This window comes from Pseudomonas sp. FP603 (genome assembly GCF_030687415.1).
GTDB lineage: Bacteria > Pseudomonadota > Gammaproteobacteria > Pseudomonadales > Pseudomonadaceae > Aquipseudomonas > Aquipseudomonas wuhanensis.
Genome location: NZ_CP117431.1, coordinates 4893363 through 4905919 on the forward strand (window position 1 = coordinate 4893363; position 12557 = coordinate 4905919).

Genomic DNA, 12557 nt, shown 5'->3' on the forward strand with positions numbered 1-12557 from the left:
CCCTCAAGAAATCAGTTTTTCCAGATCATCGAGGGATAGACGTTTGAGGGCCTCCAGGGATTTAGCCAATTCGTCCTGAACCGGCGACAATTCGACGCGCAACGCCTCGATGCGGGCGCAGAACGCTTGCAGGGTATCGGCTTCGAACAGCGCCTTGAGCGGCACCTTGTCCCCCAGGCGCTCCTTGATCCGGGTGACCACCAGCGTCGCCAGCAACGAATGCCCGCCCAGCTGGAAGAAGTTGTCCGTGAGGCCAACGCGCTCGACTTCCAGCACCTCTTGCCAGACGGTCGCCACTTCCCATTGCAGCTCGGTGCTTGGCGCTTCGTAACGCTGTTGCAGCGGATTGCCCCCCAGCGCCATCAGGGCCTTGCGGTCGAGCTTGCCGTTGGGGGTCAGCGGCAGCGCGTCGATCAGGTGCAGATGGCCCGGCACCATGTGCGCCGGCAAACGACTGGCCAGGGCCGCCCGCAGGCTTTCCACCAACGATGGGTTGCCCGGTTGGCTCGCGACGACGTAGGCGTGCAGATGCTTGCCCGCCGCGCCTTCCTGAGCCAGCACCACGGCTTCGCGCACGTCGGGCTGTTCCAGCAACCGGGCTTCGATCTCGCTCAGTTCGATGCGGAAACCACGGATTTTCACCTGATGGTCGGCACGACCGATGTACTCGATCGTGTCGTCCGGCCCCTGGCGCACCAGATCGCCGGTGCGATACAGGCGCTCACCGTTGGTTGCGAACGGGTCCGGCACGAAGCGTTCGGCGGTCAGGCCCGGACGCAGCAGATAGCCCCGGGTCACGCCGGCACCGGCCAGGTACAACTCGGCCGCCAGCCCCGCCGGCAGCACCTGCAACTGGCTGTCGAGCAGGTAGGCCACAGTGTTATCCAGCGGCCGCCCGATGTTCGCCCGGCCGTTGGCGGTGCGCAGGGTGAAGGTCGAATAGGTGGTGTCTTCCGACGGCCCGTACAGGTCATAAACCTGCTTGACCGATGTGCTGGCGTACAGCGTATCGACCAGTGTCTGCTTGAGCGGCTCGCCGGCCAGATTGAGGGTGGTGACCGACGCTGGAATCTGCCCCGCCCGTTGCAGCGCGGCAATCGCCGACGGCACGGTGTTGATCAGCGTCACCCGCTCACGGGCCGGCAACTCGGGCAACGCCAGGGCGTTGTCCGCCAGCACCATGCAACCGCCGCTGGCCAGGGTGACGAAAATCTCCCACACCGACAGGTCGAAGCAGATCGAGGTCGAGGCCAGCACCCCACGCAGTTGCTCGTCGCGGTAAACGCCCTGGGACCACTGGATCAGCGCCGCGAGGTTAGCGTGGGTAATCGCCACGCCCTTGGGCTTGCCGGTGGAGCCGGAGGTGTAAATGACGTAGGCCAGATTCTGCGCCACGATCCGGCTGACGGGCGCCGTGGACGGATACCCGGCGAGCCACTCGGCTCCCTCCTCGACCCACAGCACTTGCGACGGCAACGCCTCGGGCAACATCGCCTGCAACGCGGCTTCGGTCAGCAGCACCGCCGCGCAACTGTCTTCGAGCATGTGCAGCAAGCGTTCTTGCGGATACTCCGGGTCCAGCGGCACGTAGGCACCGCCGGCCTTGAGAATCGCCAGCAACCCGACCAGCATGTCCGGGGTGCGACGCATGCACACGCCGACCCGCACTTCCGGCCCGACCCCCAGCGCTTGCAGCTTATGCGCCAGTCGATTGGCCCGGGCGTCGAGGGTGCGGTAGTCAAGGGTCTGCTCGGCAAACAACACCGCCGCGGCCTCGGGTTGGCGTTGTACCTGCGCGTCAATCCGTTCGACCACACTGCGCGAATCCAGCGCCGTGATCTCGGCCTTGCCCCAATCGACAGCCGCCTGATGCGAGGCGCCGTCCAGCAGTTGCAATGCGCCCAACGGCTGCGAAGCGTCTGCCATGAATTGCATCATCAGGCCTTCGAGCCGGGTGCTCAGATTGACGATGGTGGCGTGATCGAAACAGGCCCGGTCGAAGCTCAAGCCCAGGGTCAGTTCACGGCCGGCGACCGCCACCAGCGTCAGTGGATAGTGGGTCTGCTCCTGACGCTTGACGGTGGAAAACTCCAGGCCAGTGGCTGAGCCTTGGGCCAGGGCTTCGGCCATCGGGTAGTTCTCGAACACCAGAATACTGTCGAACAACGCGCCCTGCCCCGCCCAGCGCTGGATGTCGTAGAGCGGCGTATATTCATGTTCGCGCAGGGCCAGGTTGAGGCGCTGCACCTGCTGAATCCACTGCTCGACCGGGATCTCGGCGGACGGCGACGCCACCACCGGCAAGGTGTTGATGAACAGGCCGATCTGCTGCTCGACGCCGGGCAAGTCCGTCGGGCGACCGGCCACGGTGGCGCCGAAGGCCACGGTGTCCTGGCCGGTATAGCGCTGCAACAGCACCAGCCACGCGGCTTGCATCAGAGTATTGAGGGTGACCTTCTGCTCGCGGGCGAAGCGGTTCAGGTCGCCGGTCTGTTGTGCGCTGAACACATGCTGGTAATCGGCATAACCGCTGGCCGATGTCTGGCTGACCGGCATGGCGCTGGCCAGCCGGGTCGGCTCCTGAAGGTCAACCAATGCCGACGTCCAGAACTCGCGACTGGCCTGAACATCGCGCTGGCCCAGCCACTCAATGTAATCGCGATAGCGCCCCGGGGTCGCCGACGGCGTCATGCCGGCATAGCGTTGCAACACCTCGCCGAACAACTGCGAGGTGCTCCAGCCGTCCATCAAAATGTGGTGACTGGTGTAGATCAAGTGATGCTGTGCTTCAGCAGTTTGCACCAGCAGCACGCGCAACAGCGGGGCCTGGTCCAGTTTGAAACCGGCGGCCAGATCGTCCCGGGCCAACTGGTCGAGCGCTGCGTGAAGGTCATCACGACCGCGCCAGTCCTGCACCGTCATGGGCATCTGCACCGTCTGCCGGACAATCTGCACCGCCGCGTCGGCGTCCTCGGGCCAGACGAACGCCGTGCGCAGAATCTCATGGGCTTCCAGCGTCTGCTGCCAGGCCTGACGGAAACGTTCAGCGTCCAGCTGCCGCACATCGACCCGCAACTGGTTGGTGTACGCCGGGCCGTCCGGCTCGTTGAGGCTGTGGAACAGGATGCCCTGCTGCATCGGCGACAACGGGTAGAGATCGTTGATCTCCCGCGCCGGCACCGGCAACGCCGACAGCTGCGCTTGCGACAGATGCAGCAGATTGAAGTCCGACGGCGTGACCCCGGCATGCTCACCGGCAGTGCAATGTTCGATCAGTCGTTGCAGCTCATGGCAATAAGCGTCGGCCAGCGCCTGAATGGTTTGCGGACGGTACATGCCCTGGCCGAACGTCCAGATCAATTCCAGTTCGCCGCCGTAGACCTGGCCATCGACACTCAGCCAGTTGCCCAGGGGCGCCTCGTCATCCTGATGCGCACCGGTGCTTTCAGCGGCCGGCACAAGCAGCGCGCCGTCGGCCGCTTCGAACGCACCGTCGAACTGGCCCAGGTAGTTGAACGTGATGCGCGGTTGCGGCAGATCACGCAGCGGCTCGAAGCCTGCGAGGTAGCGCAGCACGCCATAGCCGATGCCCTTGCCCGGTACGGCTCGCAGTTGTTCCTTGATCGCGCACAGCGAACTGCCCGGCTCGGCCTCTGGGGTCAGGCGCACCGGAAACAGGCTGCTGAACCAGCCAACGGTGCGACTCAAATCGAGGTCGTCGAACAGGTCTTCGCGACCGTGACCTTCGAGCTGGATCAGCACCGAATCCTGTTCGCTCCAGTCACACAACACCCGCGCCAGAGCAGTCAGCAGCAGATCGTTGATCTGGGTGCGATAAGCGGCCGGGGCCACTTTGAGCAGCGCGTGGGTCAGTGTTTTATTCAGGCGCGAAGTGGCCCGAGCGGCCTGTCGACGAGTCTGGACCGTCTCGGGGAAGTCCCTCGACAAGTCGCTGTGACCGCCCTCCAGCGTGCGCTGCCAATAATCACGTTCGGCCTTCAACGCATCGCTCTGCCCATAACGGTGCAGGTGTTGCGCCCAGGCCTGGAGCGAACTGCTTTTGCCCGGCAGGACAATCGCCTTGCCTGCCGCCGACGCGGCATAGGCTTGCTGCAAATCCTCCAGCAGCACCCGCCAGGACACGCCGTCCACCACCAGGTGATGGATCACCAGCAGCAAACGTTGGTTAGCGTCCGGCAGGTTCACCAGCACCGCGCGCACCAGCCGGCCCTGTTGCAGGTCGAAACTGCGCTGGGCCTCGGCGGCCAGCGCGGGCAAATCGGCCAGGTCGTCCAGTGCCCGCACCCATAACAGGTCTGTGTGGCGTTGTGCCTGGAATGTCGCCTGCCAGGTTTCGCCCGATGCCTGGAAACTCAGGTTCAGCGCGTCGTGCTGCTCGATCAGGGCGGCCAATGCGTTGCTGAGATGGGACGCGTCGAGGGGGGATTGCGGTTGCAGCATCACCGACTGGTTCCAGTGGTGACGCTGGGGAATGTCGGTCTGGAAGAAGCGGGCCTGAATCGGCAACAACGGCAGCTCGCCGCTGATTTTTTGCGCGACGCTGTCTGCCGGTTTGCTCTCGATCAGCTTGGCCACCGCCGCCAACTGGCCGATGGTCTGCTTCTCGAACAGTTGCTTGGGGCTCAGTTTGATGCCCTGGCGTTTGGCCCGGGCGATGATTTGCAGGCTGAGGATCGAATCGCCGCCCAGCTCGAAGAAGTTGTCGGTACTGCCCACTTGCTCAAGCTTCAGGACATCAGCCCAGATGGCGGCGAGCCTCTGTTCGATCTCGCCCACCGGGGCGACAAATGGCTGGGCGACCAGCCCCGGCGCCGGCAAGGCACGCTTGTCCAGTTTGCCGTTGGCGGTCAGCGGCAGACGCTCCAGAACCACGATCTGCGCCGGCACCATGTACTCCGGCAGGCAGGCCTGTAGCTGCTGACGCAAGCCGTCGACATTCAATGGCAGGTCTGGCGCGGCCACACAGTACGCCACCAGTTGCAGGCGTGTTTCATCACCGTCCAGCGGCAAGGCCAACACCGCGGCTTCGCTCACGCCGCTCAAGCCCAGCAACACCCGGGCGACTTCCGCCGGCTCCACCCGATAGCCGCGCACTTTGACCTGATCGTCGGCACGACCGATGAATTCCAGCGCGCCCTGACGATTGCGGCGCACCCGGTCACCGCTGCGGTACACCCGTGCGCCGACGGCGCCAAACGGATCCGGCAGGAAGCGTTCGGCGGTCAGCCCCGGCTGGCCCAGATAACCCAGCGCCACACTGTCGCCGCCGATGTACAGCTCACCCGCCACCTGATTGGCGACCGCGTTGAGCACATCGTCCAGCACATAGACATGGGCTCCCGGCAACGGGCGGCCGACCGGCACGCTGCGGGCACCCGAGTCGAGATCCTTGAGCTCATGGGTCAGCACGCCGACCGTGGTTTCACTCGGACCATAGTGGTTGATGAATCGGCAGCCCGGCTTGAGTCGCCGCACCTGCTCGAGCAATGCCGGCGAACAGGCCTCGCCGCCCACGATCAATGCGTGTTGCGGCAACACATCGGCGGCCCGGGACGCCTGCATCAGCGCCGCCAAATGCCCCGGCACGATCTTCAACACGCCCACCTGATGCTGCGCCATGTAATCGGCAAACCGGTCCGGGTCGAAGCCCAGCGCTTCGGGCAATACATGCAACAAGCGACCGGAGCACAGGGCGCCGAACAGCACGGTAAACCCCAGGTCCGCGGCAATGGTCGAGACCAGCGCCATGCTGGCCGCAGGCTCCAGCGCCAAACGCTCCAGCGCACCGCGCACGTAACTGGCCAGGGCGCCGTGGCTCACCAGCACGCCTTTGGGTTGGCCGGTGGAACCGGAGGTGTGAATCACGTAGGCCGCTGCATCCGCCGACACGGTCAGCGAAGGTTTTGTAGTCGACTGGTCATGCCAGCGTTCCGGCGCGAAGGCCAGCCCTTGGCAACCGGCGACCGTCAGGGTGTTTTCCCGCGAATCGCCCGAGGCACACAGCAGGACTTTCGCCTGCGCGCCTTCGAGCATCTGCTGCAAACGCGCAGCCGGCGCCTTGACGTCCAGCGGCATGTACACCGCCCCGGCCTTGATCACCCCTAACACACAGGTCAGCCATTCCAGCGAGCGCTCCATCAGCACCGCCACGGGCTGCCCGCTCTGCACCCCTTGCGCACGCAGATAATGGGCCAGGCGATTGGCGTCCTGATCCAGCGTCTGAAAACTCAAGGTCCGCTCAAGGCAACGTGCGGCCAGTGCCTCGGGCTGTGCGAGCACCTGACGCTCCCATTGCTGCAACACCGACTCCGCCGGCTCCCGTGGCGCCAGCGCCGGTTGCACCGGTGTGACGGCAAGCGTATGCAGCGGCGCTTGCGGGGCGCTGAGCAATTCGCGGAACAGGCCAAGCAGCGTCGGGATAAACCCTTCGATGGTCGAGTGTTCATACAGGTCGCTGGCGTAGGTCATTTGTCCGTGGATCAGCGTGCCGTCATCGGTGATGTCCAGCGCCAGATCAAAGTGTGTGCCTTCTTTGTCCAGCGGATACTCGGTGACGCTCAGGCCCGGCAGGTTCATCGAACGCTGGGTCTGCATGCCGACGTTCTGGTTGAACTTGGCCTGGAACAACGGGTTGTGCCCCAGGGTTCGCTCGGGCACCAGTTCATCCACCAGTTGCTCGAAAGGCAGCTCCTGATGGGCCTGGGCACCGAACGACGCTTCCCGGACCCGGGCCAGAAAATCGTCGAAACTGCCGCGCTCATCCACTTGGCAACGCAACACCTGGGTGTTGACGAAGAAGCCGATCAACCCTTCGACCTCGGAGCGTCCACGGTTGGCATTGGGCACGCCGACGCGAATATCGCGCTGGCCGCCAAGACGCGACAGGAACAGCGAAAACCCGGCCAGCACCAGCATGAACAAACTGATGCCCTGAGCCCGGGCAAACCCGTTCAACTGCCGGGACAGGTCCGCACCGAAATCAAAGCTCAGGGTCTGGCCTTCAAAGCTCTGGGTCAGCGGCCGGGGGAAATCCGCCGCCACGTCCAACAGCGGATGCTCTTCACCCAGCTGCTGGCGCCAGTAATCGAGTTGACGCTCGCCCTCCCCTGCCTCCAGCCAGCGCCGCTGCCAGATCGCGTAGTCGGCATACTGCAAGGGCAACGCCGGCAACTGCGGCTCGCGCTCCAGGCTGAAGGCCTGATAGCACTGCACGAATTCCTTGACCATGACGTCCATCGACCAGCCATCGGAAACGATATGGTGCATGCTCACGATCAGCACATGTTCATCGTCCGCTAGACAGAACAGGCTGGCCCGCAGCAATGGCCCGTGGAGCAAATCGAACGGTTGCGCAGCCGCTTCCTGAACCCGCCGCGCCAGCTCGGCTTCACGTTCTTGCACGGCGACGTTCGACAGATCGATGCGTTGCAGTGGCACGCGCTGCTGCTCGAGGATGACCTGGCTCGGCTGGTCGCTGTCGGTCTGGAACACCGTGCGCAGTACTTCATGGCGCGCCACCAGATGATCGAACGAACGCAACAGCGCTGCCTCGTTCAGTTGTCCGTGCAAGCGCAGGCCGGCGGCCATGTTGTACGCCGCGCTCTGTGGGTCGAGCTGCCACAGAAACAACAGACGCTGCTGGGCGAACGAGAGCGGGATCACCGCGCAGTCGTGACGACTGACCGGCAGCGGCAACAGGCTGAAATCCTTGCCCTCCTCGCGCAACTTGACGAGAAACTGTCGACGTTGCGCCAGCGGCAAACCGACGAACCTTTTAGCGATACGCTCCGCCATATTGCCGCTCATACTTCTACTCCCTCCAAAGAACTCATGAACTGATCCATGTCGGACCAGTCGTTATCGCTTGCACCATCTGCCAGCGCGGCCAGCTCCAGGGCCAGATCGCCCAGCAGCGGTGTCTCAAACAGGCTGCGCAATGGCAGCACCACGCCCAATTGGCTTTTGATCCGGGCAATCACCTGCGCGGCCAGCAACGAATGCCCGCCCAACTCGAAGAAATGGTCATCGACACCGACCCGTGGCACTTGCAGCACTTCGATCCATATCTGCGCCAGCGCCTGTTCGGTGGTGGTTTGCGGGGCGCGATAAGTGCACTGTAATTGGCTCGAATCGGGGATCGGCAGGGCCTTGCGGTCGAGTTTGCCGCTGGGGGTCAGGGGCAGGCGCGGCAACAGCAGCAAGTGGCCGGGCACCATGTAGTCCGGCAGGTTCTTTTGCAGCGAGGTTCTGATTTGCTGGCGCAGAATCGCCTGTTCCGCCGCGCTGCCGAGCACGCGCTCATCGACGACCAGATACGCCACCAGTTGCGGTCCACCCGTCAGGGGCAAGGCCAGCACCACTGCCTCACGAATGCCCGGGCATTGCTGCAACCGCGACTCGATTTCCCCCAACTCGATGCGGAACCCGCGAATCTTCACCTGGTGATCGACGCGGCCGATGTACTCCACCGCGCCGTCATCCCGCAGCCGGGCACGGTCGCCGGTGCGATACAGGCGCTCGCCGACCGCGAACGGATCGGCGATAAACCGCTGGGCGCTGAGCGTCGGCTGCCGGTGATAACCGCGAGCCAGGCCCGGCCCGCCGATGTACAACTCGCCCACCGCGCCTTTGGGCAGCAGGTTCAAATCGTCGTCGAGCACGTACAACCGGCGTTGCTCCAGGCCGTGACCGATCGGTATGCCGCGCCACGACACCGCCTCGGCGGTCAACGCGCTGCAATCATGAATAGTCGAGACCACCGTCGCCTCGGTCGGGCCGTAGGTGTTGAGTAAACGCACATGGCCCAGCCCGGCGCGCTGCCATAGGCGCAACCCGTCCACCGCCATCGCCTCGCCGCCCACATGAATTTGGCGCAAGGCAGCGAAGTGGGCCGGCGGGTGGGCCGCGTAATCCTGCACCACCGAATACCAGTAAGCGGCCGGCAAATCCGCCAGGGTAATGCCGTGCTCGACGATCACCTGGTGCAAGGTCGCACTGTCCCACAGGCGTGCATCGCGCAGGACGACGCCGGCGCCATGGCACAGGGGTGGGAAGAATTGCTCGACGAAACCGTCGAAACTGCTGGTGGCGAATTGCAGCACGCGATCGCCTTCGCGCAAGTCGCTGTAGTCGATCGCCCGCGCGATGAATTCGCTCAACGCGCCGTGGCTGACGGCCACGCCCTTCGGCCGGCCGGTGGAGCCGGAGGTGTAAATCACGTAGGCGAGGTTCTGCGGATCCACTGTCACTTGCAGGTTTACTTGATTCTCAGCATCACTGTCCGGCAGTTGGTCCAGACACAGGCAGTCGATGCCATCGAGCGCCGGCAGGCTGCTCAGCAGCGGGCTTTCGGTCAGCAACAGTTTCAGCCCGCTGTCATCGAGCACGTGGCGCAAGCGTTCGGCCGGGGTGTGCGGGTCCAGCGGCACATAGGCGCCGCCGGCCTTGAGCACGGCCAGCAATGCCACGGCCAGTTCCAGCGAACGACCCAACGCCACACCGACCAGCACGTCGGGGCCGACGCCTTTGTCGCGCAACTGATGGGCCAGGCGATTGCTGCGAGCATTCAGTTCGGCATAGCTGAGCGAGGGCGACTGCTCGCCCGCCAGGATCACGGCGCTGGTGTCGGGAATGCGCGCAGCCTGGGCCTCGAACAGCTGCGGCATGCCAAACAGCGGTGCCGGGATGGCGACAGGTTGAATCAAGCGCTCGCGCTCATCCGTGTCGAGCATCGCCACTTCGCCCAGCGGCTGTTGCGGATCACGGCAGACCGACACCAGCACGTTGTGCCAATGCTCGGCCAACGCGGCAATGGTCTGTGCGTCGAACAGGTCGGTGGCGTAGGTGAACGCCGCGAACAGTTGCGAGCCCTCCTCCCGGGTGTCGAGCATCAGGTCGCTGGTGGCCGCATGCTGACGTCCGCTGCCGGCCAGTTGCTGCTCACTCAGATAGCCGACCTGCAAACCGCAATCGAGCCGCACGTCCTGCAGATCGGTCACCAGCGGCTGGTGGTTGAACATCACCTGAAACAATGGATTGTGGCTCTGGCTGCGGGCCGGTTGCAGGGCCTCGATCAACGCGTCGAACGGCAGTTCCTGATGGGCCTGGGCGCCAAGCGCCGCTTGACGCAGGCTCTGCAATAAATCGCTGAAACGAGTTTGAGAGGTGACCTCGCTGCGCAAGATCTGCGTATTGACGAAGAAGCCGATCAAGCCTTCGGTTTCACTGCGGGTGCGGTTGGCGATCAAGCCGCCGACGCGGATGTCGGTCTGACCGCTGTAGCGATGCAGCAAGGTCTTGAAGGCGGCCAGCAGCACCACGAACAGCGTCACGCCTTGGCGCTGGGCGAGGGTTTTCAGCTCCTGGCGCAGGGCCCCATCGATGACTTTTTCCAGGCGCGCGCCCTGGTGGCTGGACTGGGCCGGATAGGCACGGTCGGTGGGCAACTCGAGGATCGGGTGCTCTTCGCCCAACTGCGTGCGCCAGTAATCGAGTTGACGCTCGCGCTCCCCGGCTTCCAGCCAGCTGCGTTGCCACAGGGCATAGTCGCGGTAGTGCACGGTCAGTTCCGGCAAGGTCGGTTGCCGCCCCGCCACCAAGCCGTCGTAGGTGCGCATGAACTCGTCGATCAGAATGTTCATCGACCAGCCATCGGCAATGATGTGGTGCAGCGTCAGCAACAGCACGTGCTCCTGTTCGGCCAGGCGCAACAGGCGAAGGCTCAGCAGTGGCCCCTGTTGCAGGTCGAATGCCTGAGTGGCTTCAGCCATCATGTGCTGTTGCGCCTGAGGCCAGCGCCGATCTTCAGGCAAGGCACTCAGGTCGTTGATCGCCAGTGTCAGGTCTCGGGGTTCGGCCACCCGCTGGAACGCACGCTCGCCTTCCTGGCCGAAGGTGGTGCGCAGGCACTCATGGCACGCCACCAGCAGGCTGAACGCGCGCTCAAGCGCCTCGATCTGCAACGCACCGTTCAGGCGAACCGCCATCGGCAGGTTGTAGGCCGCGCTCTGCGGGTCCAACTGCCAGAGAAACCACATCCGCTGCTGGGCATAGGACAGGCCGTCACGCTCGTCGACCCCGACGCAGGAGGTCATGGGAAGCTGCGCAAAATCGATGCCTTCGCGGGCCATGCCGGCCAGAAACAAGCGGCGCTTGTCCTGCGGCAGTTCGATAAAACGGCGGGCGAGTTTCTGTGCGTCTGCGGCATTCATGCGTGGGGTCCTTGCTGATCGGCGGCGTGACCAGGAGGCCCGGTCGTATCAACAAGAACGAATGGCTGACGCGATGATTTAGCGGCACTGACAAACGTGGGGCCCAAGAGAATCTTGAGCCAGAGAAACCTGTGGCGAGGGAGCTTGCTCGCGCTGGGCTGCGGAGCGGCCCCAAAAATCTGGCGGTGATTGCCGTTTTTTGTGAGTGCTACGCACTCAAGCGCGAGCAAGCTCGCTCGCCACAGGGTTCGCTGAGTCAAGACACTCTTAAGTGAACACAAAAAAGCCGAAGCCAGTACAGGACCGGCTTCGGCGACAGGCGCGTCAGGGACTGATCAGATCAGCGCGCGTCTTGGGAATGCCCTTCGGCCATCGCGACAATCACCTTGCGCTTGCCTGTGAAAGGCGCGCGGGCGTGGGCCGAGAGCATGTTGTCGAGCATCAGCACATCGCCCTCCTGCCAGGGAAAGCTGATGGCGCAGTCATCGAGCACGGCGCGAATTTCATTAAGCACTTCATCCTCGATGGGCGAGCCGTCGCCGTAGTAGACGTTACGCGGCAGGTCTTCCTCGTCGACGATGTCCAGCAGGGTTTCGCGCACCTCTGGCTGAAGGTTCGAAATGTGGAACAGGTGAGCCTGATTGAACCAGACCATATCGCCGGTCACCGGATGACGCGCCACCGCCTGACAAGTCTGGCGAGTGCGCAATTCTCCGTCGTCCTTCCACTCGCAAATGATGCCGTGGGCCTTGCAGTAGGCCTCGGCCACCTCGCGGTCTTCGGTGTTGAACACTTGCTCCCAGGCCACGTCCAGCCCGTTACCGAAATTGCGCACATACATCAGGCCTTTGTTGACGAAGCGCTCGCGGATCGCGACAGGCATGCGGCGATAGACTTCCCGGCTGTCGGCAATCGGCGTTTCACCGCCCGAGGTGGCGGCGATCATGCTGTAGAACCAGATTTTCATCGGCCAGTCCCGGGAGTAGGCCAGCTCGTTGTGCAACGGGATGCTCTGATGCGCCGGGTATTCAGTGGAGGTGTACACCCCTTGGGTGACGTTGGTGCGCGGTGTCGAGCCGAACTCATAATTGAGCAGCGGATGGCCAAAGCCGGCGGCGAACTGGCGGAACTGCTCGGCACCGTCCAGTTGGAACCCGCGAAACAGAATGCCGCCGTCGCGCAGCAAATGCTCATCCACCAGTTCATTCAATTCATCGAACACCGCCAACAGGCTGGTATTCGGCTCGGTCGCCTCCACCAGCAGCGGCAAGCGCCCCCGCGCCGGCAGTAACGGCCGCACGGCAAAACCCACAGCAACACCCATGA

Annotated in this window: 3 protein-coding genes; all 3 read right to left on the reverse strand. The window is 63.9% G+C overall.

Features of this window, described 5'->3' with window-relative positions:
* Window positions 1-3 precede the first annotated feature (3 nt).
* Window positions 4-7827, reverse strand: coding sequence for a non-ribosomal peptide synthetase (locus tag PSH65_RS22575; protein WP_305422456.1), 7824 nt, complete (start codon window positions 7825-7827; stop codon window positions 4-6).
* Window positions 7824-11231, reverse strand: a complete 3408-nt coding sequence (locus PSH65_RS22580; protein WP_305422458.1) for an amino acid adenylation domain-containing protein — start codon at window positions 11229-11231, stop codon at window positions 7824-7826. Before PSH65_RS22580 ends, PSH65_RS22575 begins: the two co-directional genes overlap by 4 nt.
* Before the next feature lie 340 nt (window positions 11232-11571).
* Window positions 11572-12555: a TauD/TfdA family dioxygenase gene (locus PSH65_RS22585; protein ID WP_305422460.1), complete on the reverse strand. Its 984-nt coding sequence runs from the start codon at window positions 12553-12555 to the stop codon at window positions 11572-11574.
* Window positions 12556-12557: the final 2 nt, after the last annotated feature.